The organism is Acidovorax sp. LjRoot194 (genome assembly GCF_964253015.1).
GTDB lineage: Bacteria > Pseudomonadota > Gammaproteobacteria > Burkholderiales > Burkholderiaceae_C > Acidovorax.
This window is the reverse complement of the sequence record NZ_CAXUQB020000001.1, coordinates 3,576,667-3,602,072: the sequence shown is the minus strand read 5'-3', so window position 1 is coordinate 3,602,072 and position 25,406 is coordinate 3,576,667. Positions and strand designations below refer to the sequence as shown.

31 protein-coding genes and 1 tRNA gene are annotated in these 25,406 nt (G+C 62.9%); 14 read left to right on the top strand and 18 right to left on the bottom strand.

Annotated features, from left to right (window positions below):
• Positions 1-148 precede the first annotated feature (148 nt).
• From ACSQ3N_RS16290 to ACSQ3N_RS16280, 3 genes are all read right to left on the bottom strand, one after another.
• Positions 149-841 (bottom strand): Fe2+-dependent dioxygenase, encoded by a 693-nt coding sequence (locus ACSQ3N_RS16290; RefSeq protein WP_436146825.1) that lies wholly within the window; start codon positions 839-841, stop codon positions 149-151.
• A 116-nt stretch (positions 842-957) separates the two neighbouring features.
• A complete protein-coding gene (locus ACSQ3N_RS16285; RefSeq protein ID WP_436146824.1) occupies positions 958-3,195 on the bottom strand; it encodes a TonB-dependent receptor in 2,238 nt (745 codons plus the stop codon).
• A gap of 233 nt (positions 3,196-3,428) precedes the next feature.
• Positions 3,429-3,767 (bottom strand): SWIB/MDM2 domain-containing protein, encoded by a 339-nt coding sequence (locus ACSQ3N_RS16280; protein ID WP_436146823.1) that lies wholly within the window; start codon positions 3,765-3,767, stop codon positions 3,429-3,431.
• 425 nt (positions 3,768-4,192) lie between these two features.
• Here ACSQ3N_RS16280 and rraA point away from each other — a divergent pair, with 425 nt between their 5' ends.
• Positions 4,193-4,705, top strand: coding sequence for a ribonuclease E activity regulator RraA (gene rraA / locus ACSQ3N_RS16275; protein ID WP_436146822.1), 513 nt, complete (start codon positions 4,193-4,195; stop codon positions 4,703-4,705).
• A gap of 37 nt (positions 4,706-4,742) precedes the next feature.
• Here the strand turns inward: rraA and ACSQ3N_RS16270 are convergent, their stop codons facing one another.
• Positions 4,743-5,690, bottom strand: a complete 948-nt coding sequence (locus ACSQ3N_RS16270) for a DMT family transporter (RefSeq protein WP_436146821.1) — start codon at positions 5,688-5,690, stop codon at positions 4,743-4,745.
• 37 nt (positions 5,691-5,727) lie between these two features.
• Between ACSQ3N_RS16270 and ACSQ3N_RS16265 the strand changes: the two genes are divergently transcribed.
• From ACSQ3N_RS16265 to ACSQ3N_RS16210, 12 genes are all read left to right on the top strand, one after another.
• Positions 5,728-6,132 carry a gamma-glutamylcyclotransferase family protein gene (locus tag ACSQ3N_RS16265; RefSeq protein WP_436146820.1) on the top strand — a complete coding sequence of 135 codons (405 nt, stop codon included), beginning with the start codon at positions 5,728-5,730 and terminating at the stop codon, positions 6,130-6,132.
• A gap of 362 nt (positions 6,133-6,494) precedes the next feature.
• A complete protein-coding gene (aceA, locus tag ACSQ3N_RS16260) occupies positions 6,495-7,826 on the top strand; it encodes an isocitrate lyase (RefSeq protein WP_056171944.1) in 1,332 nt (443 codons plus the stop codon).
• Positions 7,827-8,177: 351 nt separating this feature from the next.
• A complete protein-coding gene (thrS, locus tag ACSQ3N_RS16255; protein ID WP_436127822.1) occupies positions 8,178-10,115 on the top strand; it encodes a threonine--tRNA ligase in 1,938 nt (645 codons plus the stop codon).
• Positions 10,116-10,195: 80 nt separating this feature from the next.
• Positions 10,196-10,804 (top strand): translation initiation factor IF-3, encoded by a 609-nt coding sequence (infC, locus tag ACSQ3N_RS16250; protein WP_082517082.1) that lies wholly within the window; start codon positions 10,196-10,198, stop codon positions 10,802-10,804.
• Positions 10,805-11,010: 206 nt separating this feature from the next.
• On the top strand, positions 11,011-11,214 hold the full coding sequence (gene rpmI / locus ACSQ3N_RS16245) for a 50S ribosomal protein L35 (RefSeq protein ID WP_056171939.1): 204 nt from the start codon (positions 11,011-11,013) through the stop codon (positions 11,212-11,214).
• Positions 11,215-11,239: 25 nt separating this feature from the next.
• Positions 11,240-11,599, top strand: a complete 360-nt coding sequence (gene rplT, locus ACSQ3N_RS16240) for a 50S ribosomal protein L20 (protein ID WP_056171937.1) — start codon at positions 11,240-11,242, stop codon at positions 11,597-11,599.
• A 101-nt stretch (positions 11,600-11,700) separates the two neighbouring features.
• Positions 11,701-12,753 carry a phenylalanine--tRNA ligase subunit alpha gene (gene pheS / locus ACSQ3N_RS16235; protein WP_436146819.1) on the top strand — a complete coding sequence of 351 codons (1,053 nt, stop codon included), beginning with the start codon at positions 11,701-11,703 and terminating at the stop codon, positions 12,751-12,753.
• 74 nt (positions 12,754-12,827) lie between these two features.
• On the top strand, positions 12,828-15,275 hold the full coding sequence (pheT, locus tag ACSQ3N_RS16230; RefSeq protein WP_436146818.1) for a phenylalanine--tRNA ligase subunit beta: 2,448 nt from the start codon (positions 12,828-12,830) through the stop codon (positions 15,273-15,275).
• A gap of 34 nt (positions 15,276-15,309) precedes the next feature.
• Positions 15,310-15,639: an integration host factor subunit alpha gene (locus ACSQ3N_RS16225; protein WP_436146817.1), complete on the top strand. Its 330-nt coding sequence runs from the start codon at positions 15,310-15,312 to the stop codon at positions 15,637-15,639.
• 101 nt (positions 15,640-15,740) lie between these two features.
• Positions 15,741-16,175, top strand: a complete 435-nt coding sequence (locus ACSQ3N_RS16220; RefSeq protein ID WP_436146816.1) for a MerR family transcriptional regulator — start codon at positions 15,741-15,743, stop codon at positions 16,173-16,175.
• Positions 16,176-16,204: 29 nt separating this feature from the next.
• A tRNA-Pro gene (locus ACSQ3N_RS16215) sits at positions 16,205-16,281 on the top strand.
• A 164-nt stretch (positions 16,282-16,445) separates the two neighbouring features.
• On the top strand, positions 16,446-17,693 hold the full coding sequence (locus ACSQ3N_RS16210) for a tyrosine-type recombinase/integrase (RefSeq protein WP_436146815.1): 1,248 nt from the start codon (positions 16,446-16,448) through the stop codon (positions 17,691-17,693).
• 5 nt (positions 17,694-17,698) lie between these two features.
• Here ACSQ3N_RS16210 and ACSQ3N_RS16205 read toward each other — a convergent pair whose 3' ends face one another.
• The 14 genes from ACSQ3N_RS16205 to ACSQ3N_RS16140 form a co-directional block, all read right to left on the bottom strand.
• Positions 17,699-18,847, bottom strand: a complete 1,149-nt coding sequence (locus ACSQ3N_RS16205) for a toll/interleukin-1 receptor domain-containing protein (RefSeq protein WP_436146814.1) — start codon at positions 18,845-18,847, stop codon at positions 17,699-17,701.
• A 156-nt stretch (positions 18,848-19,003) separates the two neighbouring features.
• Positions 19,004-19,258 (bottom strand): helix-turn-helix transcriptional regulator, encoded by a 255-nt coding sequence (locus tag ACSQ3N_RS16200; RefSeq protein ID WP_436146813.1) that lies wholly within the window; start codon positions 19,256-19,258, stop codon positions 19,004-19,006.
• Positions 19,258-19,917 (bottom strand): hypothetical protein, encoded by a 660-nt coding sequence (locus ACSQ3N_RS16195; protein WP_436146812.1) that lies wholly within the window; start codon positions 19,915-19,917, stop codon positions 19,258-19,260. The genes ACSQ3N_RS16200 and ACSQ3N_RS16195 overlap by 1 nt, the downstream gene beginning before the upstream one ends.
• A 22-nt stretch (positions 19,918-19,939) precedes the next feature.
• Positions 19,940-20,203: a hypothetical protein gene (locus ACSQ3N_RS16190; protein ID WP_436146811.1), complete on the bottom strand. Its 264-nt coding sequence runs from the start codon at positions 20,201-20,203 to the stop codon at positions 19,940-19,942.
• Positions 20,200-20,415 carry a hypothetical protein gene (locus ACSQ3N_RS16185; RefSeq protein WP_436146810.1) on the bottom strand — a complete coding sequence of 72 codons (216 nt, stop codon included), beginning with the start codon at positions 20,413-20,415 and terminating at the stop codon, positions 20,200-20,202. The genes ACSQ3N_RS16190 and ACSQ3N_RS16185 overlap by 4 nt, the downstream gene beginning before the upstream one ends.
• A 223-nt stretch (positions 20,416-20,638) precedes the next feature.
• Positions 20,639-20,863 carry a hypothetical protein gene (locus ACSQ3N_RS16180; protein ID WP_436146809.1) on the bottom strand — a complete coding sequence of 75 codons (225 nt, stop codon included), beginning with the start codon at positions 20,861-20,863 and terminating at the stop codon, positions 20,639-20,641.
• Positions 20,864-20,865: 2 nt separating this feature from the next.
• Positions 20,866-22,758: a replication endonuclease gene (locus tag ACSQ3N_RS16175; protein ID WP_436146808.1), complete on the bottom strand. Its 1,893-nt coding sequence runs from the start codon at positions 22,756-22,758 to the stop codon at positions 20,866-20,868.
• Positions 22,758-23,096: a hypothetical protein gene (locus ACSQ3N_RS16170; protein WP_436146807.1), complete on the bottom strand. Its 339-nt coding sequence runs from the start codon at positions 23,094-23,096 to the stop codon at positions 22,758-22,760. Before ACSQ3N_RS16170 ends, ACSQ3N_RS16175 begins: the two co-directional genes overlap by 1 nt.
• Positions 23,097-23,098: 2 nt before the next feature.
• Positions 23,099-23,263: a hypothetical protein gene (locus tag ACSQ3N_RS16165; protein WP_436146806.1), complete on the bottom strand. Its 165-nt coding sequence runs from the start codon at positions 23,261-23,263 to the stop codon at positions 23,099-23,101.
• The gene (locus ACSQ3N_RS16160) at positions 23,260-23,415 is read right to left on the bottom strand and encodes a hypothetical protein (RefSeq protein WP_436146805.1); all 156 of its coding nucleotides are present in this window, start codon (positions 23,413-23,415) and stop codon (positions 23,260-23,262) included. The genes ACSQ3N_RS16165 and ACSQ3N_RS16160 overlap by 4 nt, the downstream gene beginning before the upstream one ends.
• Positions 23,406-23,822 carry a hypothetical protein gene (locus ACSQ3N_RS16155; protein WP_436146804.1) on the bottom strand — a complete coding sequence of 139 codons (417 nt, stop codon included), beginning with the start codon at positions 23,820-23,822 and terminating at the stop codon, positions 23,406-23,408. The genes ACSQ3N_RS16160 and ACSQ3N_RS16155 overlap by 10 nt, the downstream gene beginning before the upstream one ends.
• A 91-nt stretch (positions 23,823-23,913) precedes the next feature.
• The gene (locus ACSQ3N_RS16150; protein ID WP_436146803.1) at positions 23,914-24,231 is read right to left on the bottom strand and encodes an ogr/Delta-like zinc finger family protein; all 318 of its coding nucleotides are present in this window, start codon (positions 24,229-24,231) and stop codon (positions 23,914-23,916) included.
• A complete protein-coding gene (locus ACSQ3N_RS16145) occupies positions 24,228-24,440 on the bottom strand; it encodes a hypothetical protein (RefSeq protein WP_436146802.1) in 213 nt (70 codons plus the stop codon). Before ACSQ3N_RS16145 ends, ACSQ3N_RS16150 begins: the two co-directional genes overlap by 4 nt.
• An 11-nt stretch (positions 24,441-24,451) precedes the next feature.
• Positions 24,452-24,679, bottom strand: a complete 228-nt coding sequence (locus ACSQ3N_RS16140) for a hypothetical protein (RefSeq protein ID WP_436146801.1) — start codon at positions 24,677-24,679, stop codon at positions 24,452-24,454.
• A 75-nt stretch (positions 24,680-24,754) separates the two neighbouring features.
• On the opposite strand from ACSQ3N_RS16140, the gene ACSQ3N_RS16135 reads away from it, so the two are divergent.
• A complete protein-coding gene (locus ACSQ3N_RS16135) occupies positions 24,755-25,177 on the top strand; it encodes a helix-turn-helix domain-containing protein (protein ID WP_436146800.1) in 423 nt (140 codons plus the stop codon).
• The last annotated feature ends 229 nt before the right edge of the window (positions 25,178-25,406 follow it).

Sequence of the window (25,406 nt, the reverse complement as noted above, 5' to 3'; positions counted from 1 at the left end):
AGCACCTGCCGCGCATTCAGCAAGCGCGAGGTGCTATCAATAAATGAGCAAATTGGTTGGCATGGCCGCCGGGGGCTGGATGTGGGGCAAGACCTGGAGCCAGACCTGGGGCCAGGCCTGCGGCTGTAGCGGGTCTGCCAGGCGCCTGTCACACGTCGGCCCACATGCGCAGCAGGTTGTGGTACGTGCCCGACAGGGCGATGACCGACGGGTCGGTCTCGCCCACGCTCTGGCGCAGGCGCAGCAGGGCCATGTCCATATCGAACAAGAGCTGGCGCTGCTCCAGCCCGCGCACCATGCTCTCGACCCAGAAGAAGCTGCTGATGCGGTGGCCGCGGGTGACCGGCGACACCTGGTGCACGGTGCTGCTGGGGTACAGGATCATGTCGCCGGCCGGCAGCTTGATGCGCTTGTCGCCCCAGGCTTCGGTGGCGACCAGTTCGCCGCCGTCGTATTCGTCCGGCGGCGTGAGGAACAGCGTGCACGACAGGTCGCTGCGCACCCAGGCGTTGTCTGCCTTGGAGTGCATGACGGCGCTGTCCACGTGGCGGCCATAGAAGTTGGCGCCGTCGCCGTAGCGGTTGAACAGCGGGTTGTAGATGCGCCGGGGCAGGGCGGCCGAGAAGAAAAGCGCATTGCGGGCCAGCGCGGCCTTGACGATGCCCTGCAGCTGGGCCGACAGCTCGCTGCCCTGGGCGAGCTGCTGGTTGTTCTTCTGGTGCACGGCCTGGCTGCCTGCGCTGCGGGCGCCGTCCACCCAGGGGGTGTCGGCCGCCCAGAGCTTTTGCCGGAACAGGGCCACCTCGTCGGCCGCCAGTACGTCTTTGATGTGCAGGAACATGGGGTCCGATTGTGACTCCGCCCCAATGAAGGGGCGGAGTCGTTTCGTCAGAACATCAACGCATCAACGCATCAACGCATCAACGTCGACATGTCGATGCATCAGCGCATCGAAGGTCAGAAGCGCGTCTTCAGCGACACCTGCACGGAACGTGCCGTGCCCGGCGTGTAGAAGCCGCGGTACAGGCCGTCCGCATAGGTGCGGTCGAACAGGTTGTTGACGTTGAGCTTGAGCGTGGTCTTGTCGTCGAACGCGTACTCGACCATGGCGTCCATCACCGCGAAGCCGCTGGCGTACACGGCACGCGAGCCTTCGGGGTTTTGCTTGCCGCGGTAGGTCACGCCCGCGCCCACGCGGATCTTGGAAGTGACGGCGTAGGTCGTCCACACGCTGCCGCTGTGCTTGGGCGTGAGGCCGGGGCGGTCGCCCTGCGCCTGGGCGCCACCGCCGTTGGCGGGTACCACCACATTGCTGTGGTCGATCTTGGCCGATGGGATCCAGGTGTGGTTGGCGAACAGTTCCCACTGGGGCGTCAGGCGGCCGGCCAGGTTGAATTCCATGCCGGTGGCGTGGCGCTTGCCGGACAGCAGCTCTTGCTGGGCTGCGGTGTCGGGGTCAGTGTTGCGCTCGTTGTACTTCTGGCTGTAGAAGGCGGCCACACCCAGCAGGGCACGGCGCTCGAACAGCTCGAACTTGCTGCCGATCTCGAAGTTGCGGCTCTTTTCGGGGTCGGTGTTGGCCGTGCGCGCCGTGGTCGTGCCGGGGTTGCCGAACTGGTAGGTGTCGCCCGAGGTGTTGTACGAAGTGCCGTACGACACGTAGTACGAGGTCAGCTCGGTAGGCTGGAACAGCAGGCCCACACGGGGGCTGACCAGGCTGTCGGAGCGGGAGTTGCTCAGCGCGCCGGTGGCGTTCTTGTACGAAGCCTTGAAGTTGTCGTAGCGCAGGCCGCCCACCAGCTTCAGGGTGTCGTTGATCGCGACGGTGTCCTGGAAGTACAGGCCCAGGTTGCGCGACGTGAAGGTGTTCCACTGCACCGGGGCGCGGCCGTCGGCCACCCAGGCGCCGTCATTGGGCGTGCCCACGGTGGTGTTGGGGCGCGGCGTGGTGTTGGCGTAGTTCTGGTTGCGCTTGGCGTCGTCGTCGTAGTAGTCGACGCCGGCCAGCACCGTGTGCTTGCGGCCGCCCCAGTTGAAGGTGTTGTTGTAGTCGCTTTGCACTTGCAGGACATCGCTCTCGCCCAGGCGGCCCTTGGAGCCACGGGTCAGCACGGTGTTGCCGTTGATCTGGCCCAGGGTGATGTTGCCGTTTTGAAAGCCGATGGTGCTGGCCAGCAGGTCGCGCTCGTACTTGCCGTAGCGCAGGCGGGTGGTCAGCTCGCCGTTGTCGTTGAAGCGGTGGATATGACCCAGGGTGACGTACTGCGACGAGGTGTCGTTGTGGTCGCTGGCCAGACCGTAGTAGTTGCGGGCATCCAGCGGCGTGTTGATCTTGCCGTCGACCACGCGCCAGGGGTGGTTGTACAGCGGACGGCCTTTGGATTCGAGGTAGTACAGCCCGATCGAGAACTCGTCGCGCGTGCCGATGCCCCAGGCGAAGGTGGGCGCAATGCCGCGCTTGTCCTGCTTGGCGCCGTAGTTGTCGTACTCCTGCACCATGGCGTTCAGGCGGAAGGCCGCGTTCTCGCCGGTCTTGAAGTTGAAGTCGCCTGTGGCGCGGTGGAACTGGCCGGTGCCGAAGGTGTAGCTGGCTTCGTGCTGGTCGATCAGCAGCGGGTACTTGTTGACCTGGTTGACGATACCGCCGGTGGAGCCCTTGCCGAACAGCATGGAGGCCGAGCCCTTGAGCACTTCGATGCGGTCGTTGTTGAACGTGTCGCGCTCGATCAGCGGAGCGTCCTTCATGCCGTCCACATAGATGTCACCGGCCAGGCCCAGCGAGAAGCCGCGCATGCGCACGTCTTCTTCGCCCGTTTCGCCCGACTGGAAGGTCACGCCCGCCGTGGTGCGCAGCACCTCGCGGAAGTCGTCCTGGTTGCGGTCGTTCATCAGCTTTTCGGTGAACACCGTCACGGACTGGGGAATGTCCTTGATGTCCTGGTTGCCCTTGCCGACCGTGGTCTTCTTGAGCAGCAGGGTGTCCTTGCCTTGCACTTCGGCCGCTTCCTGCACCGTCACGGTGGACATGGTGGCTTCCGGTGTGGCGGACTGGGCCATGGCGCCCATGGAGGCAGCCAGCATCAGGGCGCCCAGGGGCAGCAGCGCCAAATCGGAAGAGACGCCGGTGGTGGCGGAAACAGGGGATGCGGTTTGACGCAGCGCGGTGCTGCGGCGCTGAGCGCGTGATTTAGCCAAGATGGACTCCGTCGATGGGGGATGTGCAGGTCGGCGCCCGATGTGCGCCGCAAACGAGCCGGAGGCAATGACGCTTGTGAGAAAAACTTCACAAAGTCATGCTTCGTCGTGCATCTTTATGTTACATCGAATGAGGGTCATTCTCATTTGCATTGACGTCTGCACGCCACACTTTGGCCGGGTCCCAACGAAAAAAAGCCGGCAGAGCCGGCTTTTTTGGGGACGCGAAGCGCTTACTTGACGTGCTTGCCGATCAGGCCAGCCAGTTCGAACATCGACACCTGGGGCTTGCCGAACAGCTCCTTGAGCTTGGCGTCAGCGTTGATGTTGCGCTTGTTGGTGGCGTCCTGCAGGTTGTTGGCCTTGATGTAGACCCACAGCTTGCTGATGATCTCCGTGCGTGGCAGCGGTGCCGAGCCCACCACGGCAGCCAGCGCGGGGCTGGGCGTGAGCGCCTTCATGAAGGCGGCGTTGGGGGTACGCTTCTTTGCGGGGGCGGCAGCCGTCTTGGTGGCGGGAGCCTTCTTGGCCGCAGGGGCTGTTTTTGCCGGAGCTTTTTTTGCAGTTGCCATGTTGGGTTTTCCTAGTTGGACGTCAATTTTTACCAGCGAAAACGAGGGCGTCCCACTGGCAGGCCGATGCTACTGGGAAAAAAACGGGTTTCCAAGGGAGAAACCGCTTTTTTTGCCTCGATTTGTAGCTGTGGCGCCCTGTGGTGGCCCGTGATGGCCTCCGGAGGGCCTGGAAGTTGTCGCCTTGCCCTGCCTTCCTTGACAAAACTGGGGCAGACAAGCGCGATTGGAGGGGTTGCCGGGGTGGGGGCCCTATGCCCTGAGCAATTTCCGCTCCCCGGCGCCGCGCTGCTGCGCAACAATGCCCAGTCCCATTCGGCCCACCGCCCACCCTTGCTGACCGTTGCCAGCGGTACGAGGGAGGCCGTGCTGCTCATGCCCGGCATTGCCGGTTTCCTCTACAGGTCTCAAGAAAGGTTTCCTCGATGACTGCAGCTTCCGCCGCCGCCTTCAGCACTTGCGATTTTTGCGATGTCCACAAAGGGGACACCAGCGGAGCGTTTCGCGTGCTGCCTCCCGCGTTCCGCGCGTTCGGTGGCGTGGCCCACTTCAGCGGGCCGGTAAGCACCGTCAAATGCCATGAAGACAATACCCAGGTGAAGGCCGCTGTCGAATCGCCGGGCGAAGGGCGTGTGCTGGTGGTCGATGGCGGTGGCTCCCTGCGCCGTGCGCTGGTGGGCGGCAACCTGGCTGCGGCTGCGGCGCGCAACGGCTGGGCCGGGCTGGTGGTGGACGGCTGCGTGCGCGACGTGGCCGAACTGAACGCGGCGGCCGTGGGCATCCGCGCGCTGGCGCTCATCCCGCTGCCCACGGAGCGGCGTGGGGAAGGCCAACGCGACGTGCCGGTGCAGGTGCAGGGCGTGTGGGTGCGCCCGGGCGACTGGCTCTATACCGATGACGACGGCATCGTCGTCAGCGCCACGGCCCTGCACGCCTGACCGGCTGGCCGACTGCCCCTCCGACCTCCTGACCGCGTCAGCCGCGGCGGCCCATTCGCAAGGCCGCCCGCGAGGGCAGGGTGGCCAGCAGCACGCTGGCCAGTGCAATCACGAACGCGAAGAGCTGCAGACCCGTGAGCGATTCGCCCAGCGCCAGCACGCCCACCAGGGCGGCACTCACCGGCAGCAGCACCGAGAACACGCCGCCTTGCGCTGCGGGGACCGCCTTGAGCCCGGTCATCCACAGCCACACCGTCCACATGCAGGCAGCCAGGGCATAAAACAGCAACAGCACCCAGGTGCCCCAGCCGACGGCGGCAAAGTCGAAGCGCAGCGCCATATACAAACCCGCCGGCGTGGTCAGCACAAAGCCCCACAGGTTGATGAGCGAGGTGATGCGCTTGGGCCCCAGGCTGCCCGTGAGTTTCTTGCCGATGACGGTGTATGCCGCCTCGCACAGCACCGCGCCCACGAGCAGCAACTGGCCCAGCCACACCAGGTTGTGGCTGTTTTTGCCGTCTACCGCTTGCCCAGCATGCGCTGCCAGCTCTGGTTTTGATAGCGCGAACAGCGCAATGCCAAACACCGCACACACCACCGCCGCCCAGGTGCGGGGCGCCACGCGCTCTTTCAGAAACGCCCAGCCCATCACGGCCACCGCGGCAGGAATGGCCGCCAGCGTCACTCCGGCAGAGATCGCATCGGTCAGCGTCACCCCGTACAGCATGCAGATGGTGAACATGAAGTTGCCCAGAAAGGATTCCAGGAACAACAGGCGCTTGGTTTGTGGGGTGAGCGGGGGCTCGTTGGCCGGCTTGCGCAGCCAGTGCAGCATGGCAATGCCGCCGATGCCGAACCGCATCCAGGCCAGCAGAAACACCGGCAGAACCGCAGCCAGCGGTTTGGACAGCGCCACATAGCTGCCCACCAACGCCATGCTCAGGGCCAGGCACAGGTAGGCGAAGGGGCGGCTGGGAGTGGTCACTAAACTGCGGGCTGTTCAACAAAAATGAGTACGCATCATGCCCGACGAAACCAGCTCCCTTCCGCCGTCCCGCTGGGTTTTTGTGTACGGCACCCTGCGCCAGGGCTGCAGCAACGACATCACGCGCCTGGAGCCGCCGCCCCTGTTCGTGGGGCGGGGGCGCATCGCCGGCATCCTGTACCACCTGGGTGCCTACCCGGGCGTCACGCTCGGCGGGGCGGAATGGGTGCACGGCGAGGTCTACGCCATCGAGCCCGCGCTCGAAGACGTGCTGGACGAGATCGAGTCGCTGGGTGAGAACCCCACCGACGAATACATCAAGCGCGAGATCGACGTCGAAGTGAATGGTGAGCCGTTGCCCTGCCTGGTGTATGAGATCAACCCCCGCTACGTGCTGTCGGCCGCGCGCGTTCCGGAAGGGGATTGGGTGAAGTTCTTGTGACAGGCAGGTGGGCGCAAGGGGAGGAGGAGGGGCACGGAGGGGTAGGGTGAGCCCAGGTGATGCAACGGTTGACACACAGCATCCCTACGATCAGTCAACCGAGGCAATCCAATTTTGCGATACGGAATTTTGATTCCACATGGCAAAACGCGATAGATGTTGCATTGCCGCAATTTTTCTCGATATGAGAAATCAATTTCTGTATTGAGAAATTGCGTGTTTAAGCTGTTGTTTTGCAAGGAAAAAATTTATCTCTTGTATAAGACATAAGAGCTTGCTCAAGTCTTATAGAAGACTTAAAGTTGTCTCCAAGGGCGGCACCAGCAGCCCGGCGTTTTCAACCAACCTTCGGAGTGATCCCCATGCCCCAATCCCTCAACGAACAACTGAGCCGCGAACAGCAAATTGCCGCCCTGGAAAAAGACTGGGCCCAGAACCCCCGCTGGAAGGGCGTGAAGCGCGGCTACTCCGCTGCCGACGTGGTGCGCCTGCGCGGCTCGCTGCCCATCGAGCACACGCTGGCCAAGCGCGGCGCTGAAAAGCTGTGGGACAAGATCAACGGCGGCGCCAAGAAGGGCTACGTGAACGCGTTCGGCGCCATCTCCGCCGGCCAGGCCATGCAGCAGGCCAAGGCAGGCCTGGAAGCCGTGTACCTGTCGGGCTGGCAAGTGGCCGCTGACGGCAACACCTCCGAGACCATGTACCCCGACCAGTCGCTGTACGCCTACGACTCGGTGCCCACGATGGTTCGCCGCATCAACAACACCTTCAAGCGCGCCGACGAAATCCAGTGGGGCCGCGGCATCAACCCCGGCGACAAGGAATTCATCGACTACTTCCTGCCCATCGTGGCCGACGCGGAAGCCGGTTTCGGCGGCGTGCTGAACGCCTTCGAACTCATGAAGAACATGATCCAGTCGGGCGCTGCAGGCGTTCACTTCGAAGACCAGCTGGCCGCCGTCAAGAAGTGCGGCCACATGGGTGGCAAGGTGCTGGTGCCCACGCAGGAAGCCTGCGAGAAGCTGATCTCCGCCCGCTTTGCCGCTGACGTGATGGGCGTGTCCACCATCGTGCTGGCCCGCACCGACGCAGAAGCCGCCAACCTGATCACGTCCGACCACGACGCCAACGACAAGCCCTTCCTGACCGGCGAGCGCACGCAAGAAGGCTTCTACCGCGTGAAGAACGGCCTGGAGCAAGCCATCAGCCGCGGCGTGGCCTACGCCCCCTACGCCGACTTGGTGTGGTGCGAAACCGGCGTGCCAGACATCGGCTTCGCCCGTGAATTTGCCCAGGCCGTGCACGCCGCCTGCCCCGGTAAGCTGCTGTCGTACAACTGCTCGCCATCGTTCAACTGGAAGAAGAACCTCAACGACAGCCAGATCGCGTCGTTCCAGGAAGACCTGTCGGCACTGGGCTACAAGTACCAGTTCATCACGCTGGCCGGCATCCACATCAACTGGTTCAACACCTTCCAGTTCGCCCACGCTTACGCCAACGGCGAAGGCATGAAGCACTACGTGAACATGGTGCAAGAGCCAGAATTTGCCGCACGCGACAAGGGCTACACCTTTGTGTCGCACCAGCAGGAAGTGGGCGCAGGCTACTTCGACGACGTGACCACGGTGATCCAGGGCGGCTCGTCCAGCGTGAAGGCCCTGACGGGTTCGACCGAAGAAGAGCAGTTCCACTGATCTGCTTGGGCGATGGAGTTTTTGCGCCGCCGCGGTGTGGCGCAAAACCCATCAAAACCCGACAGTCTGTAAAGCCCGAAGCACCCGCTTCGGGCTTTTTTGCTTGGGTCGGGGTTAAAATGTGGGCAAATTCACTGCACAAGAGCGAGAAAGGCAATCTGGTTATGACACCGCGAACTACATCGGAGATGTTGACCGGCCGTTAAGGCTGGCTGTTCGCGCCTGCACGAGATTGCACACCCCTCCAAAAGCGCGGACCTGTTCCGCGCTTTTTTGTTTTTGGGCCTGGCGCGTGCCCGCACCCACCCTCATACCTTTTCGTACTGATTCCAAAGAAAGAGCAGTCGTCCCATGATTCACATCACCCTTCCCGATGGTTCGCAGCGCGAGTTTCCCGGCCCGGTCACGGTCGCTGAAGTGGCCGCCTCGATCGGCACCGGCCTGGCCAAGGCTGCCCTGGCCGGCAAGATCCCCGCCGAAGGTGGTGAAGGCTTCAAGGTTGTGGACACCAGCTACCAGATCACGGCCGACAGCCCGCTGTCCATCGTGACGGCCAAGGATGCCGATGGCCTGGACGTAATCCGCCACTCCACCGCCCACTTGCTGGCCTACGCCGTCAAGGACCTGTTTCCTGAAGCCCAGGTCACCATCGGCCCGGTGATCGAGAACGGCTTCTTCTACGACTTTGCGTACAAGCGCCCCTTCACGCCCGAAGACCTGGTCGCCATCGAAAAGCGCATGACCGAGCTGGCGGCCAAGGACGAGCCCGTGTCGCGCCGCGTGCTGCCGCGCGACGAGGCGGTGGCGTACTTCAAGGGCCTGGGCGAGAACTACAAGGCCGAGATCATCGCCAGCATCCCCAGCAACGAGGATGTGAGCCTGTACCGCGAAGGTGCGTTCGAAGACCTGTGCCGCGGCCCGCACGTGCCCAGCACCGGCAAGCTCAAATTCTTCAAGCTGATGAAGGTGGCCGGTGCCTACTGGCGCGGCGACCACCGCAACGAGATGCTGCAGCGCATCTACGGCACGGCCTGGGCGACGAAGGACGAGTTGCAGCAGTACCTCACCATGCTGGAAGAGGCCGAAAAGCGCGACCACCGCAAGCTGGGCCGCGAGCTCGACCTGTTCCACATGGACGAGCACTCGCCCGGCACCGTGTTCTGGCACCCCAAGGGCTGGGCCCTGTGGCAGGAGGTGGAGCAGTACATGCGCCGCGTGTACCGCAATAACGGCTACCAGGAGGTCAAGGGCCCGCAGATTCTGGACAAGCAGTTGTGGGAGAAGACCGGCCACTGGGACAAGTACCACGAGAACATGTTCACGACCGAGTCGGAAAAGCGCGAGTACGCGCTCAAGCCGATGAACTGCCCCGGCCACATCCTGATCTACAAGCAGGGCATCAAGAGCTACCGCGACCTGCCGCTGCGGTACGGCGAATTCGGTGCCTGCCACCGCAACGAGCCCACCGGCGGCCTGCACGGCATCATGCGCGTGCGCGGCTTCACGCAGGACGACGGCCACATCTTCTGCACCGAAGAGCAGGTGCTGGAAGAGTGCGCCAACTACACGGCGCTGGTGCAGAAGGTCTACAAGGACTTCGGCTTCACCAACATCATCTACAAGGTGGCCACGCGGCCGGCCGCACGCATCGGCACCGACGAATCGTGGGACCGCGCCGAGAAGGCGCTGATGGACGGCCTGCGCCATTCGGGCTGCGAGTTCGAGATCGCCGAAGGCGAGGGCGCCTTCTACGGCCCCAAGATCGAGTACACGCTGAAAGACGCGCTGGGCCGCCAGTGGCAATGCGGCACGATGCAGATCGACCCCAACCTGCCCGAGCGCCTGGACGCTGAATACGTGGCCGAAGACGGCACCCGCAAGCGCCCGCTCATGCTGCACCGCGCCACGGTGGGCAGCATGGAGCGTTTCATCGGCATGCTGATCGAGCACTACGCTGGCGCCTTCCCCCTGTGGCTGGCTCCGGTGCAGGTGGCGGTGCTCAATATTACCGACGCGCAAGCCGATTACTGTCGCGAAATTGCCGCAAAGCTTGAAAAAGCACTGCCGAATCAAGACCTTAGGGTGGCGGTGGACCTGCGCAACGAGAAGATTACGTATAAAATACGGGAGCATTCGTTGCAAAAGCTGCCGTACATCCTCGTCGCGGGCGACAAGGAAAAGGCTGCAGGAGCCGTCGCAGTGCGCGCCCGGGGTAATCGTGACCTCGGCGTGATGTCCATTGAAGCGTTCGCTGAGTTGATCGCCCAGGACATCGCCACCAAAGCCTGAGTTTGATTCAAATCGTGCTTTGTCGCGCGCCAGCTGTGCGGTTGTAGCTACATTTTTTGTAGTATTTTGATTGAAGGAAGATAGCCATCGCTACTGAATTTCGTGATCGTCGCCACCGTGAAGAGCGCAAGCACCGCCTGAACCGTGAAATCATGGCCCCGGAAGTCCGTCTGTCCGGGCCAGAGAATGAGCCTTTGGGCGTGGTCAGCCTCATGGAAGCCCTGCGTATGGCGGGCGAGCTGGATGTGGATCTGGTGGAAATCGCTGCCACAGCAAATCCGCCGGTGTGCCGCCTGATGGACTACGGCAAGTTCAAGTACCAGGAACAAAAGCGCGCTGCTGAAGCCAAGGCTAAGCAGACGGTCATCGAGATCAAGGAAGTCAAATTCCGTCCGGGTACGGACGATGGCGACTACAACATCAAGATGCGCAACATCCGCCGCTTTCTGGCGGAGGGTGACAAGTGCAAGATCACGCTGCGTTTTCGCGGCCGCGAAATCACGCACCAGGAGCTGGGTTTGGCACTGCTCAACCGCATTCGCGATGAGCTGGCCGACTCCATCATCATCGAGCAGTTTCCCAAGCTGGAAGGCCGCCAGATGATCATGATGATTGCGCCGGGCAAGAAGAAGATCGCTGCCGCCAAGCCAGCTGCCACTGAAAGCGCGCCTTCGGGCAGCGCTGCCTGAGGCGGGCGGCACTGCCGCACAGAGAGACATAGAGATAGAGACAGAATTTGCCGGGTCCACTCCGCAAGGGGCAGGCTTGGCGATAGGCAGTGTTCACGCGCTGCCGCACAGCCGGTGCAAGCCGGCTGAAAAAGTGGCTCGGGGCCAACAAGTTTGCAGATCGGTTTGCAAACGCCTCACGAGCACAACGAAAAAGGAGCATTCACATGCCCAAAATGAAGACTAAGAGCAGCGCGAAAAAACGTTTCCGCGTTCGTCCCGGTGGCACCGTCAAGCGCGGTCAAGCCTTCAAGCGTCACATCTTGACCAAGAAGACCACCAAGAACAAGCGCCAATTGCGTGGTTCAGTTGCTGTGCATGAGACCAATATGGGTCACATCGCGCAAATGCTGCCCGGCATGGGCGTTTAATTAACGACGAACAAGGAGTACATACATGCCTCGCGTCAAACGTGGTGTAACGGCCCGTGCCCGTCACAAGAAAGTTCTCGCCCTTGCCAAGGGTTTCCGTGGTCGCCGCGGTAATGTCTACCGTATCGCCAAACAGGCGGTAATGAAGGCTGGGCAATATGCCTACCGTGACCGCCGCAACAAGAAGCGCGTGTTCCGCCAACTGTGGATCGCCCGTATCAACGCCGCTTCGCGCGAACTGGGCCTGACCTACAGCCAGTTCACCAACGGCCTGAAGAAGGCATCCATCGAGATCGACCGCAAGATGCTGGCCGACCTCGCAGTGCACGACAAGGCTGCCTTTGGCAGCATCGTAAGCCAAGTCAAGGCCAAACTGGCTGCTTGAGTTCACGATGGGCGGCTATCTTTTTGATAGCTGCCTGCGCAATAACAGCAAGGGCTAGGGCTTGAAAGAGCGCTAGCCCTTGTTCATTTTCAAGAGTCGATATGAACGAGTTGGATTCCCTGGTCGAAAGCGCGACGCAACTGTTTGCCCAAAGCGCCACCCCTGCTGATCTGGAAAACGCCAAGGCGCAGTTTCTGGGCAAGTCGGGCCGCGTGACCGAGCTCATGAAGGGCATGGCGCAGCTGTCCGTCGAGGAAAAGAAATCCCGCGGCGCCGCCATCAACGTTGCCAAGCAGGCCATCGAAGCCGCTCTCACGGCGCGGCGCCAGGCGCTGGCCGATGCCGAGCTGCAGGTGCAGCTCAAGGCCGAGGCGCTGGACGTGAGCCTGCCGGGCCGCCAGCGCGGGCAGGGCGGCCTGCACCCCGTGTCGCTCACGCTCGAGCGCATCGAGGGCATCTTCGGCTCCATGGGATTCGACGTGGCCCAGGGCCCCGAGATCGAGACCGACTGGTTCAACTTCACCGCACTGAACACGCCGGAAGACCATCCTGCGCGTTCGATGCACGACACTTTCTACGTGGAGGGCGGCACTGACACCGCCCCCAACCTGCTGCGCACCCACACCAGCCCGATGCAGATCCGCCACGCGGTGCAGCATGTGAAGAAGCACCGTGCGCTGCTGGACGCTGGCCAGCCCATGCCAGAGATCCGCGTCATCGCGCCGGGCCGCACCTACCGGGTGGACAGCGACGCCACGCACTCGCCCATGTTCCACCAGTGCGAAGGCCTGTGGATCGGCGAAAACGTGAGCTTCAAGGATTTGAAGGTCATCTTCACGGCGTTCTGCCGCACGTTCTTCGAAAGCGACGACCTGGTCTTGCGCTTTCGCCCGAGCTTCTTCCCCTTCACCGAGCCCAGCGCCGAGATCGACATCCAGTTCCAGACCGGCCCGCTGGCCGGCCGCTGGCTGGAAGTGGCCGGCTCCGGCCAGGTGCACCCGAACGTGGTGCGCAACATGGGCCTGGACCCAGAAAAATACATCGGCTTTGCCTTCGGCATGGGCCCCGACCGCCTGACCATGCTGCGCTACGGCGTGAACGACCTGCGCTTGTTCTTTGACGGCGACATCCGCTTCCTGTCGCAGTTCCAGTAAAGCCTGTCGATTGAGCGACGCACGCGCGCACGCCTGGCGGCAGCGCGCCGATCCTTTAGAACAAGAGTCCGACTATGCAATTTCCTGAATCCTGGTTGCGCGAGTTCTGCAACCCACCCCTTTCGACGGCCGAGCTGGCCGAGACGCTGACCATGGCCGGCCTCGAGGTGGAAGAGCTGCGCCCCGTGGCGCCGCCCTTCACCAAGATTGTGGTGGGCGAAATCAAAGAAGCCGTGCAACACCCTGATGCCGACCGCCTGCGCGTGTGCCAGGTGGATGTGGGGCAGGGCGCCTTGCTCAACATCGTGTGCGGCGCGCCCAACGCCCGCGTGGGCATCAAGGTGCCGTGTGCCATGGTGGGCGCAGAGCTGCCGCCCGGCGACGACGGCAAGCCGTTCCTCATCAAGGTCGGCAAGCTGCGCGGCGTGGAGAGCCAGGGCATGCTGTGCTCGGCCCGCGAACTCAAGCTGTCCGAGGACCATGGCGGTCTGCTCGAGCTCGACGCCTCTGCACCCGTGGGCCAGGACATCCGCACCCACCTGAACCTGGACGACACGCTGTTCACGCTCAAGCTCACGCCCAACCTGGCGCACTGCCTCAGTGTGTACGGCATTGCGCGCGAAGTGTCGGCCCTCACCGGCGTGCCGCTGCAGCAGCCGTCGTTCCCCGCGGTGGCGGCAACACTGTCCGACAAGCTCGCCGTCAAGGTGAGCGCGCCCGACCTGTGCGGCCGCTTCTCCGGCCGCATCGTGCGCAACGTGAACACGCGCGCCGCCACGCCCCAGTGGATGCTGGACCGCCTGGCGCGCTGCGGCCAGCGCGGCGTGTCGCCGCTGGTCGACATCTCCAACTACGTGATGTTCGAACTGGGCCGGCCGTCGCACATTTTTGATCTGGACAAGATTCACGGCGACCTGGACGTGCGCTGGGGCAAGCCGGGCGAGCAGCTCAAGCTGCTCAACGGCAACACCATCACCGTGGACGACAAGGTCGGCGTGATCGCTGACGAGCAGCAGGTCGAGTCGCTCGCCGGCATCATGGGCGGCGACGCCACCGCCGTGTCCGACGACACGAAGCACATCTACATCGAAGCCGCCTTCTGGTGGCCCAAGGCCGTGGCCGGGCGCTCGCGCCGCTTCAACTTCTCCACCGATGCCGGCCACCGCTTCGAGCGCGGTGTGGACCCGAGCCTCACGGTCGAGCACATCGAGCGCATCACCCAGCTGGTCATCGATATCTGCGGCACGCCGGACACCGCCTGCGGCCCCATGGACGACCAGTCCGTAAACCTGCCCGTGCCCCAGCCCGTCACGCTGCGCGTGGCGCGTGCTTCCAAGGTTATCGGCATGCCCCTGACCCAGGCGCAGTGCGCCGACGTGCTGGCCCGCCTGGGCCTGCCGGTGGTGCAGGGCGAAGGCACGCTCACCGTCACGCCACCCGCGTACCGCTTCGACATCACCATCGAAGAAGACCTGATCGAAGAAGTGGCGCGCATGGTGGGCTACAACAACCTGCCCACCACGCCGCCCCTGGCGCCCATCACTCCCAAGCTGCCGGCCGAGGCCACGCGCAGCCCGTTTGCCGTGCGCCGCTCGCTGGCCGGTCTGGGTTACCAGGAGACGATCAACTTCAGCTTTGTGGAAGAGCGTTGGGAGAATGAGCTGGCCGCTAACGCCCAGCCCATCAAGCTGCTCAACCCCATCGCCAGCCAGATGAGCGTGATGCGTTCGACGCTGCTGGGTTCGCTGCTGCAAGTGCTGAAGTTCAACCTGGACCGCAAGGCCCAGCGCGTGCGCGTGTTCGAGCTGGGCCGCGTGTTCCTGCGCGACGCCACGGTGCGCAACACCGACACCACCGTCGAAGGCTTCAACCAGCCCATGCGCGTGTCCGGCCTGGCCTACGGCCCGAACGACGCGCTGCAGTGGGGCCGCAAGGAGCAGGCCATCGACTTCTTCGATGTGAAGGGCGACGTGGAGGCCTTGCTGGCCCCGCTGCAGGCCAGCTTCGAGCCCGCCACGCACCCGGCCATGCACCCCGGCCGCTGCGCGCGCGTGCTGGTGGACGGCCATGCCATCGGCTTTGTGGGCGAGTTGCACCCGCAGTGGCGCCAGTCCTGGGACCTGCCGCTGGCCCCGGTGATGTTCGAGCTCGAGCTCGACGCCGTGATGCAGCGCGTGGTGCCCCAGTTCAAGGCCGTGGCCAAGCACCAGGCGGTCGAGCGTGACAAGGCCGTGGTGGTCGCCGAACGGGTGACGCACGACGAAATCATTTCGGCGGTTCAGCAGGCTCTGCCAGGTGGCATGTTGCGCTCGGCGGTGCTGTATGACGTGTACCGTCCCAAGCCGCTGCGCGAAGGCGAGGAATCACCCGCTGGTGGCCTTGCTCAGGGCGAGAAGAGCGTTACCGTGCGCCTGACGTTGGCTCGTGACGAAGCCACACTGACTGAGGCGGAGATCGAGGCTGCGGTTCAAGCCGTCGCTGACAGTCTGGTGCAGCGCACCGGCGCGCGCCTGCGTGTTTGATGACAACGATGTTGCCCAAGAGGGGAGTGATGCCATGATCGAATTCGCCGTCGAAAGCCTGGAGACACCGGCACTGACCAAGGCACAGCTGGCCGATCTGCTGTTCGATCAGATCGGCCTGAACAAGCGCGAGTCCAAGGACATGATCGACGCGTTCTTCGATCTGATCGCGCAAAGCCTGGTCGAGGGCAAGGACGTCAAGCTCTCGGGCTTTGGCAACTTTCAGATCCGCACCAAGGCACCGCGCCCCGGCCGCAACCCGCGCACCGGGGAGGCCATCCCCATCAAAGCGCGTCGTGTGGTGACGTTTCACGCCAGCAGCAAGCTCAAGGAGCAAATTCAGACGGCGGTTGTGGCGCACTGAGTGAATTTGTACCGTTTTGTGACCGGAATGTTTCTGTTCACTGGCGGTGTTTGCGTCAGTGCAGTACGCTACGCGGCTCCCTGGTCTGAAACGCTTTCTCGATGGGCACACCTCTTCCTTCCATACCCGCCAAACGCTACTTCACCATCGGTGAGGTGGCGGAGCTGTGCGGCGTAAAACCCCACGTGCTGCGTTACTGGGAGCAGGAGTTCACACAGCTGCGGCCCATGAAGCGGCGCGGCAACCGCCGCTACTACCAGCACCACGAAGTGCTCATGATCCGCCGCATCCGGGACCTGCTGTACGACCAGGGTTTCACCATCAGTGGCGCCCGCAATCGCCTGCAGGAACTGGCGCATCCCGCGCGCGATGAGGCCGGTGCAGAAGGCGATGCCGCGGACGGCGGCCCTGAGCTGCCCAGCATGCTGATCGACAGCGCGCAGAGCTTGTCCATCGATGCGGTGGGCTATTCGCTGGACTCGAATGCGGTGCGCAAAGAATTATTTGAGATTCGTGCGTTACTTTCTCTGACCTAGCATTTTTCTGCATATAATCTAAGTCTTGTCGGCGTGTAGCGCAGCCTGGTAGCGCACTTGCATGGGGTGCAAGGGGTCGCGAGTTCGAATCCCGCCACGCCGACCATTTATTCATCCGCCAGCGTTCGTAGACATACGGACCTGGCGGATTTCCTTTTTGTGGCGCGACTTTCCGTGTCCTGCAGCGTCCGCTAGTGTCCGGGTGCAGCCGCCTATACTTTGGGGCAACTTTTGGGGCAGCAATTGCCCCACTTCACGGAGTTGCCCCACATGCCCCTCACCGACACCGCCATCAAGGCGGCGAAACCTGCTGAAAAGCCGCGCAAGCTGTACGACGCTGATGGCCTTTACCTCGAAGTCGCTCCCTCGGGCGGCAAATGGTGGCGGTTCAAGTACCGCATGGACGGAAAGGAAAAGCGCTTGAGCCTGGGCGTCTATCCTGATGTGTCACTGCTGCAGGCCCGCAAGGCCCGCGACGACGCCCGGCGCCAGGTGCTCGATGGCGGTGACCCATCGGCAAAGCGCCAGGCACAGAAGCGCGCCAGCGCCGTGGCCGCCGATAACTCTTTCGAAACTGTGGCCAGGGCCTGGCACGCCAGCTGGGCGCGCACGCGGTCGAAGAAACACGCAGATCAGGTGCTACGCCGCATGGAGCTGGACGCCTTCCCTCAGATCGGCGCTTTGCCAATCGCCAGTATCCGCGCGCCGCAGATCGTGGCCATGGCCAAAAAGGTTGAGCTGCGGGGCGCGCATGACCTGGCGCGGCGAGCCATCCAGATTTCGGGGCAGGTATTCCGGTACGCCATCGGCCACGGCCTGGCCGAGCACAACCCGTGCGGCGATGTTCAGCCGGCTGACGTGCTCGCCCCGGTTCGGGAGCAGAACTATGCGCGGGTGGACGTTGCGAAACTGCCGCAGCTACTGCGTGATGTGGACGACTACCGGGGTCACGTGCGCACGCGCCTGGCCATCCATCTCATGGCGCTGACGTTCGTGCGCACCAGCGAGCTGATAAAGGCGGAATGGTCGGAATTCAACCTGGCGGCGTCTCTGTGGCGCATACCCGCCGGCCGCATGAAGATGAAAACAGAACACATCGTGCCCCTGTCCGCCCAGGCGTTGTCAGTGCTGCAAGCGTTGAAGCGGGTGGGGACAGGCAATGACCTGCTATTCCCGGGCGGGCATGACCACGAAAAGCCTATGAGCAACAACGCGATTTTGTTTGCGCTCTACCGTATGGGCTACAAAGGTCAAATGACGGGCCACGGTTGGCGTGGGATTGCATCGACGCTACTGCATGAACTTGGGCAGGATCATGCCGTAATCGAGCTGCAACTCGCGCACCAAGAGAGGGACCGGGTGAGCGCAGCCTACAACCACGCCACCTATCTTTCTCAGCGAGTTGCGCTGATGCAGCTTTGGGCGAATCACCTCGACGGTTTGCGGGGGCGCGTAATCACTCTACCCATTGAACTGCATCGAATAGAAGAAGATTTGCTTGAACCTCATAGCCGATAGGACGATCAACTTTTGCCAAATGTCCACTTATGGGACGTTTCTCGGCCAGTGGGGTTTTTCATCAGTGCTTCGTCAGCAGCATCCTTGGGGAAAACAACACGATCAATATCATGCTGCCCAATCTCATCGCTGTGGCGAAGGAAGATTTCCCCTTTACGTATCGCAAGTTCGGGATGTGGATCAAGTTGAGATCCATCTTCCGAGAGAGTTGCAGGCATCAGCCAATAAGTCTTGTGCTGCTTGTATAGCTGCTTAAACGTTTCTAGATGTCCTGATTGATGTGCCTTTGGCATACGCTGTAGGCGACTTATCGCCATGAACAGGTTCCCGTCTCCGAACGTACCTGACTTCTTAGCAAGCTTTGCTTGCTCTGGAATGTTCGGTCCGATGTTGACCGTGTAGCCATCAAAAAGACCTGGGATAGGCCCCTCGACAATAGAAAGACGAATTAGCTCAAGGTCATCGTTCTCGCCATACCCCTCCCGCCATTCCTTAAAGATTTCCCGGCCCACTTGACCATTTTTGAAGCCAAATCCGATGGTGGGAGGCGCTCCATCTGCAAACATGAAAAAAACCGCTCTCCATTTGGCCTGGTCCCACAGTTCAATGTTGATCGGGCTTGTGATTAGGAGTTTTACGTCAGTCTTTACTGGCTTTTCTGGCAAGGGTTTGATTGTGCCTAGTGGCGGTTTGGGCGCTGCCTGAGGTTGTCCAATCAAGCGCTTGTACAGAGCGTCATACCCTGCCGGATTTTCCAAGCTATAGCGCGTTGCACCGGCAATTGGTGCAGGAATAAACTTGGCATGCGTGTTGTCGAGCAACACCGGAATAAACCTCGTGTTCAACGCTCCATCGTTGTACAAATGTTGGTAGACCAGGTTGCCCTCCCATTTGACGCCTAGTCCTACTCCCGGTTTTTCGTCACCCATGACGCGGTTGTAGTAGACCTCCGTGCAAATCATCAAGACATACCTGGCATCCCGAATTTTTCTGTCCATCCAGCGAGGCCAGCCTTCCGTCGGGGCCTCTTCGTATTGATCAAGAACGCAGTCAACCCCCTCACTTCTGAGCCGGTTTGAAAGCTCCAACACCTTCTCTGCATTCTCGGGAGTATCGTGCGCGTAGCTGATGAAGACTTCGTCTTGTGGAGGCATGGTGATCTCGTTCAATGTTGCTTTTGAATTTTCAGTACTCCGATACGTACACCCTCGCGCCAACAGCATCTCGGCGGGAAACGTCATCAGATGCTGAGCGCTTTGCTGGCCATGATAGCGGGGCGTGATGATTCGCCATAAGGAAAACTGCACTGTTTATTTCAAAGTTCGAGATTGAACCAGCTGTGCCACAAGCACCTTAATTTCGTCTGTGCCGCTACCTCGAATAATGGCGTCATTGCATGCCTGTACCTCGTTAGCTGGCCAGGCTGAAGCGCGCGCACCCAACTTGATGGGTGGCGTGAACGTTCCATCTTTTATGCGTTCGTAGAGGGTGGTTCGGCCCACACCCGTAGCCTGCAGCACGCTTGGCAACCGCAGCAGTGGCACGACTTTTTGAACGGCTTGCATCACTCAGCCTCCGCCACCAGTCGCTGGTAGGGAGCCAGCACCAGCACTTCAAGAAAGTTGATGCAGTCCATAACTGCAGTGGCCAGCCCTTCCAGCGAGCCAGTGTTCTCAATGTCCGCGTGCGACTTGATCGTGAGTCCGTGCGCGCCGTCTGCGGGCTGCGCTGGCGCGGCGGCCATGTCGATGCGGTGCACGCGCACCACCTTGGCGCCCAGGCGGCGCAGCATGGTTTCCTGCATTGTTGTGGCCAGGTCGTGCACGACGATGCGGGACCACCCACAACCTACCAGCCGCCCGATCTGGCGTTCAATCTGGCGGCAGTAGAAATCAGGGATGAACCGGCAGCGGAACTCGGACCAGCGCTGGGTGACCCATGCGGGCGAGCGCGGCGGCGGCAGCTGCTCGCCGCCATCGGTCAGCCACAACATGAACGCGGGGTCGCTGCACATGCCGGCGGCCAGCGAATTCAAGGGGACGTGCTGCAAGCCAGGGTCAGAGAGCAAGCGCACGTCCAGGCGCCAGGCCTGCGCAGCGTCGCGGCGCACGGCGTCGGCGAACGACACGGCCGCGAAGCCCTGGCCAGGGGCCAGCATTGATGCGATGGTTTTTTTGCCGCTCGCTGGCTTGCCGGTGAGGGCAACAATCAGAGGTTGTTTCATAGGTTTCCTTGGGGTATGTAAATCAGTCGTCGCGGTCGCCAGCGGCGGCGCGCTTGTGGTCAAAACAGGGAGGGCGCTTGTTCAGCTGCGAGGCCTGCGGCGGCGAGCGGGCGGCCGCCTTCTCGGCAGCAACGCGCGTCAGGAACGTGGCCTGCAGCCGCACCAGACGCATGCGCACCGGGTCGGCCATGACGGCGTCGTAGTCGGCGGGCCATTCGCGGCAGGCCGGCAGGCGTGAAATGGACTGCAGAGCGGCGCGCATCGCGTCGGCGGTGGGCGCTGTCATGCCGTGGCGCCCCAGGCCGGCATATGCATGTGCGCAGCGCCAGGGCCGCACGCTTCTACTCGGCTGCGGGCAATGGCCACCGGCTGCACGCCGAAGACCTGGCGCACGGCCGGCGCGTAGCAATGGCGCACGCCGTCACGGTCCAGGCCGTGTGCGCACAGCGCGCAGCCGCGCAGCGGTGGCACCAGCTGGGCCAGGGTCTGCAGGTTCATCCCTGCGGGCTCGCCGTTGCCAGTCAGTGCACCGAATGCAGCGGTATGGACCGGTGCTGCGCTTGGGCGCACGCGTCGGCCCGGCAGCGCATCACCCCCACCGGTTGCACCCCGTGCGCGGCCACCAGCGCCGGGCAGTGGCACAGCAACTGTTGGGCGAGTGGGTGCCCGTGGGTGCAGTGCAGGCAGATTGCGGGAGTCCATAGCGCTTGTTCCTCGGGCGTCATGCACTGCGGCGGCCGGCACGCTGGGGTAGCGTCACAACGGTGGCGCCCTCTGGCTCAAGCTCCAGCGTCTGCTGTGCGGACTGCGCCTCTTGCTGTGCCTTGGCCAGGGCACGGCGGGCGCGCTTGAACGTCTCGGCGATGTTGGTGTGATCCCTGTCGACGTAGCGAAATTTGGGATTCGTGAGGCCGCCCAGCGTGGGCATGGTCAGTTTTGCGGGCACGGTCATACCTCCTGCAGTGGTTCAGGGTTGAAAAAACTCGGGGGAAGGGGGAGCAGCGGGCTGGGTTGGCGCTGCTGGGGTTCGGGCTGCGGGGTCCAGTCCTCGATTTCGTGACGGCCCCGGCCTAAAAACGCTCTGCGGAGTTCGCCGGTCAGGCGCGCTCTACAGTTATTGAAACAAGTCCAAGGCGCCGCCTGCGCGGCGCGAGCAGCCGGGTCCGGGGTGCCAACGGCGACCCTGTTCCATGCCTGGCGGCGCGAAATCAACCATCGGCCGGACTGCAGCTGCAAGCCCACGGCCACCTTCTTGTCGACGGTTTCGCCGTAGCGGTTCTTCGTCTCGGTTTCGCGGTGCGCCACCGACATGGCCCACTCGCCGCGCTTGCGGCAGGGGCCGCCCATCAACTCCATGAAGCGGCGCCAGTCGGCCTTGATGGACCCCACCTTGTGCACGGCGCCATAGATGCGCCAGGCGATGGTGTCGCCCTCGATGCGGGCTTGCTCGACTTGATCGTGCGTAACCCGGCGCATCTCGCGCCAGGCCACCACGCTGGGCTGCCCGATGGGCTGGAACTGCCGAATGCCCCAGGTCGCGGCCCAGGCGTCGACCCGCACATAGCCCGGCACGTCGCCCGAGTTCACGTCGAAAAGCTGGCCCTGCGCGTGGCCCTCGCCCTGGCCGTCAAGGTGATTGATCTGGTACGACCCGCCTACGTTCTTGGCCACGTACTTGGCGATGTACGCGGCAGCGCCGCCGGCATCGAGCCACTTCACGTTGACCCGGTTTTTACGGGCGCCTGGCTGGCGTGTCTGCAGGTGCGCGCGGGTCTTCTTGCACGTCACCCCGGGGAACTCGTCGGCCTCGGGCTTCAACCAGTGCTGGCGGATGATGACGGAGGCCAGGCGCGCTTGTTCCCTCGACTGAAACCAGAACAGCGAATGCCAATGTGGGCACCCATCGTGGTGCGGCTCTGCCACCCTGAAGCCGTAGAACCGTATGCCGGCCTTGTCCAGCGCCGTGCGCGCCTCGGCCCAGCGCTTGCACAACCAGGCCTGCCCCTCGCGTGGGCTGGAGCCGTCATATTTCGGGTTTTTGCGCGATGGCAGGCGCGAGCCCTTGGGCGGCGCCAGCATGGCGTGAAACCGGCTGGGCAGGGTCTGCGTGAAGAACAGGCCCACGTGGCCCGCTGCATCGGCATATTCCTCGCATCCGCGAATGCGCACCATCAGCTCGCCGCGGCGTACATCACGGTCGGACACACCCAGCTTTGCCAGCTCGCCCAGCCGGTACACCTGGCCGGCCTCATTGCGTACCAGCGTGTTGTCCATCATGGCCGCAGCGCGGGCCAGCTGCTGCTGGCGGTTCTCCACCGCTGCATTGCTGCAGTAGCCGCCATTCTGGTGGTTCACCACGCCCAGCTTGATGGCGCCCAGCTCGCGCACCCGGGCCACCTTCTGGCGCAGGCGCTTGCGCCAAAACGCTGCGTCTTGGCCCTTGCCAATCACTCCCTTGGGGGTGTCGGCGTCGGGCGGGTCCACGTCCAGCAGCTTGCAGGAGGTGCGCACGAGGATCAGCTGCTCGGACTCGGTCAGCGGCTCGGGCCACAGGTCCATCAACCGCGTAACGCCTGCGGCCACAGCGGTGGCGCGCTCGCACACGTCCGAATCGCTCATGCTCCAGTGCAGTGCGTTACCGTGCTCAGCCTTGAAAACCTGCAGGCGCTCCAGCCACGCACTATTGCGCTGCCAGGCGGGGGTATCAGGCTGGGGCGCCCTCAATTCAGCCACGCCCTCGGCCCACTGGTCGGGCAGGGCGGCCGTGAGCTGGGCGGTTAGGGTGTTGGCTTGCCAACGCTCTACGGTGCCCCAGTTTTGATGCTCTTTGCGCTGGGCCATCACCAACGCCCCGTCAGTGCATGCAGCTGCGAGAACTGGCGACGCGCAAAACGTGCCTCAGCCTTCAGGGCCACGCGCTCGGGCTCTGGCAGCTCGCGCCAATGGCGCTGCGCCAACACGCCCAGGTCACCGTCCACACCGGCCAGCAGCATCAACGCCATGCGGTGCGTTTCTGCCAGGCGTGCCCACTCTCGCGACTCGGCATCCGACCACTGTTTTTTGCTGGCCGCCTTCACGAACTCGTCGCGCAGCGAGCCATTGCCCACGCCGAACAGACGTGTGTAGTGGCTCAGCGCTTCGGCCGATGGCAGTGGATGAAATTGCGATGTGTCCGACATGCTCAGCGGCCCTTGCCCTCGCACACAGCGGCCACATACCAGCCATCGCCATACAGCTGCACCACCCAGGCCACGGCGCGAGCGCGGTTGACGGCCTGCACGCGCATGCGGCGGCGGCAGCGCTGCGCGTCGATGTGCGTCACGCGGTAATAGGCCGGAGCGTTCATGGCTCCATCCCCGTGAGTGCTGCCAAGATGGCCGCAATGCTGATGACCATCAACGCGCCAGCGATCCATTCCAGGGGCGGGGAACTGAGGGCTACCGCCAGGGCCATCAGCGCGATGGCCAGCAGCGTGATGCGAAAGGCGATCAAGCGCATGGGGACACCTCCAGCAGGTTCACCGCGCGGCGGTCTACCAACACAGTGAGCAGAAGCCGCCCCTTCTTGAGGTGAACCGTGGCATCGCCGCCGGGGTGGTCCTTTCGCTCGACCACGGCCATGCCTGCGGCCACCAGCACGTTCACCAGCTGCGCGGACGCTGGATGGTTGAGCACCCCTGTGCTGAGCCACAGGGATCTGCCGCTCCAGTCGGTCAGCGAAGGCAGGTCCAGGAAGATGTTCGCCGCCTCGATGGCGGGCATGAACGCATCCAGCAGGGCAAGGCGTGCTTCTATCCGCTTGATGGCGGCCAGCCGGCCTTTGTGGCGCTCAAGCTCGCAGACCTGTATGCGCTGGTGCAGGCTCAGCACCGGGGCACTGGCTGCGGTCTTTCTGGTGGTTTTCATGGGCACTCCAAAAACTCAAGGCGAACGAATCCCCGCGAGGCCCCAAAAGGGGCACCGTCAGGCGGGAGGGAGGGGGAAGGGGGCGGGGGCGCTACCCGGCGGCGGGCATCGCCTCGAACAGATCGCCGGTCATGAAACCGGCGTGGCGCGGCTTGTAGTCAACGGCCGGCATGGCCTGCAGCTGCTGCTGCAGCAACGCGCGTTTGATGTGCGACGACAGCGGCAAAACGACTGTGGGGTCGGGCGTGGCGCTGGGGGAAATCGTGCGGTTGATTTCCGTTACGGCGCTGAACACGTGGCCGCATTCGTAGTTGCGGCAATAGAAGATCGTCTCGCGGCTGGTGTTGGTCAGCTGGCCGCTGTGGCGCGTGTATGCGCTCTGTTTGCAGTGCGGGCACATCATCTTCATAGGGTGTCGCCCTCGATTTCTGCAGCGGGTGTGAAGTAGTTCTCAGAAGCGGCACCGGGCTTCGCATCCGCAGGCAGGAACGCCAGCAGAATGGCATTGAAGACATCGTCGCTACGCCGCTGGTTTGCTGCCGCCGTTGGGGCGGTGGCTGCGCGCATGGCCGACAGGCCAATGCGGCGCGATTTCTGGATGATCTGAATGAGGGGCACTGCGCGCGCTTTCAGGCGTGGGCAGTCATGACAGCGCGGCGGCGCTTGTGCTCCACGAGGCCCAGGCGGTAGATGTGCAGTGCAAGGTTGCTGGCGCTGCGGCTCTCCTCGCCGGCCAACTGGAACGCCTCGTCGCGTTCGCTCTGCGTGAGGCGCAGGGGGATGGGTTTGTCATGCACGATGCGCTCGGAAACAGCGCTGCCACGGGCCTGGAAGTGCAATTGCTGCGAGGTGGTCATGTACTATTTGGATTGGTTACAACGTAGAACGCATTTTTCACTCGTTTGATGGAATTGTCAAGCGAGTTCATTTTTATGAGTGAATTTCACGAGCGCCTTAGAGAAGAACGCAAGCGGGTAGGCCTTACGCAGACCGACCTCGCGGCGATAGGTGGCGTGCAGAAAAACGCCCAGTCGCTGTACGAAAGTGGAACGCGCAAGCCGGACTCCGACTACCTGCAAGCTGTAGCTGCTGCCGGCCTTGACGTCCTGTACGTCATCATTGGGAAGCGCGGGACAGCGTCAGAAGGCACGTTGTCAGAGGCAGAGTCAGCACTGCTGACGCGGTGGCGTAGCGGGAGCCCTGCGCTGCGCGGTTACCTGCAGGAAGTTGCAGGACCAGCAGTGACTTCCGGGGGAAGCACGCTACTGGTGGGGGGTGATATCGGCCAGCACATCGTTGGCGATCAGACCATCACCGCCCCCGTAACATTCACCATGGGCGGCAAGCGCAAGTAGGCGCGATGCGCCCACGCAATCGGTCAAATGCAACTAACTGTTAGATTCGGCCCACAAGCAGAACAAGTGCAAGGGACCGGATGTGAGCGGCAAGGTGTGGGTGCGCAGGGACGCTGGCCAAGTGGTGGCCGGGGACTCGGTGATACATGGCGATTCGGTGGTGAACATAGACAAGTACGTCAACGCACCCCGAAACAGCGTCTATTTTTTGGTTTTTTTTTCTGCTCGA

Coding starts and splice junctions, on each gene's coding strand:
- ACSQ3N_RS16290 (WP_436146825.1), bottom strand. CDS start 841: ATGTTCCTGCACATCAAAGACGTACTGGCGGCCGACGAGGTGGCCCTG.
- ACSQ3N_RS16280 (WP_436146823.1), bottom strand. CDS start 3,767: ATGGCAACTGCAAAAAAAGCTCCGGCAAAAACAGCCCCTGCGGCCAAG.
- rraA (WP_436146822.1), top strand. CDS start 4,193: ATGACTGCAGCTTCCGCCGCCGCCTTCAGCACTTGCGATTTTTGCGAT.
- ACSQ3N_RS16265 (WP_436146820.1), top strand. CDS start 5,728: ATGCCCGACGAAACCAGCTCCCTTCCGCCGTCCCGCTGGGTTTTTGTG.
- aceA (WP_056171944.1), top strand. CDS start 6,495: ATGCCCCAATCCCTCAACGAACAACTGAGCCGCGAACAGCAAATTGCC.
- thrS (WP_436127822.1), top strand. CDS start 8,178: ATGATTCACATCACCCTTCCCGATGGTTCGCAGCGCGAGTTTCCCGGC.
- rpmI (WP_056171939.1), top strand. CDS start 11,011: ATGCCCAAAATGAAGACTAAGAGCAGCGCGAAAAAACGTTTCCGCGTT.
- rplT (WP_056171937.1), top strand. CDS start 11,240: ATGCCTCGCGTCAAACGTGGTGTAACGGCCCGTGCCCGTCACAAGAAA.
- pheS (WP_436146819.1), top strand. CDS start 11,701: ATGAACGAGTTGGATTCCCTGGTCGAAAGCGCGACGCAACTGTTTGCC.
- pheT (WP_436146818.1), top strand. CDS start 12,828: ATGCAATTTCCTGAATCCTGGTTGCGCGAGTTCTGCAACCCACCCCTT.
- ACSQ3N_RS16225 (WP_436146817.1), top strand. CDS start 15,310: ATGATCGAATTCGCCGTCGAAAGCCTGGAGACACCGGCACTGACCAAG.
- ACSQ3N_RS16220 (WP_436146816.1), top strand. CDS start 15,741: ATGGGCACACCTCTTCCTTCCATACCCGCCAAACGCTACTTCACCATC.
- ACSQ3N_RS16210 (WP_436146815.1), top strand. CDS start 16,446: ATGCCCCTCACCGACACCGCCATCAAGGCGGCGAAACCTGCTGAAAAG.
- ACSQ3N_RS16205 (WP_436146814.1), bottom strand. CDS start 18,847: ATGCCTCCACAAGACGAAGTCTTCATCAGCTACGCGCACGATACTCCC.
- ACSQ3N_RS16200 (WP_436146813.1), bottom strand. CDS start 19,258: ATGCAAGCCGTTCAAAAAGTCGTGCCACTGCTGCGGTTGCCAAGCGTG.
- ACSQ3N_RS16195 (WP_436146812.1), bottom strand. CDS start 19,917: ATGAAACAACCTCTGATTGTTGCCCTCACCGGCAAGCCAGCGAGCGGC.
- ACSQ3N_RS16190 (WP_436146811.1), bottom strand. CDS start 20,203: ATGACAGCGCCCACCGCCGACGCGATGCGCGCCGCTCTGCAGTCCATT.
- ACSQ3N_RS16185 (WP_436146810.1), bottom strand. CDS start 20,415: ATGAACCTGCAGACCCTGGCCCAGCTGGTGCCACCGCTGCGCGGCTGC.
- ACSQ3N_RS16175 (WP_436146808.1), bottom strand. CDS start 22,758: ATGGCCCAGCGCAAAGAGCATCAAAACTGGGGCACCGTAGAGCGTTGG.
- ACSQ3N_RS16170 (WP_436146807.1), bottom strand. CDS start 23,096: ATGTCGGACACATCGCAATTTCATCCACTGCCATCGGCCGAAGCGCTG.
- ACSQ3N_RS16165 (WP_436146806.1), bottom strand. CDS start 23,263: ATGAACGCTCCGGCCTATTACCGCGTGACGCACATCGACGCGCAGCGC.
- ACSQ3N_RS16160 (WP_436146805.1), bottom strand. CDS start 23,415: ATGCGCTTGATCGCCTTTCGCATCACGCTGCTGGCCATCGCGCTGATG.
- ACSQ3N_RS16155 (WP_436146804.1), bottom strand. CDS start 23,822: ATGAAAACCACCAGAAAGACCGCAGCCAGTGCCCCGGTGCTGAGCCTG.
- ACSQ3N_RS16150 (WP_436146803.1), bottom strand. CDS start 24,231: ATGAAGATGATGTGCCCGCACTGCAAACAGAGCGCATACACGCGCCAC.
- ACSQ3N_RS16140 (WP_436146801.1), bottom strand. CDS start 24,679: ATGACCACCTCGCAGCAATTGCACTTCCAGGCCCGTGGCAGCGCTGTT.
- ACSQ3N_RS16135 (WP_436146800.1), top strand. CDS start 24,755: ATGAGTGAATTTCACGAGCGCCTTAGAGAAGAACGCAAGCGGGTAGGC.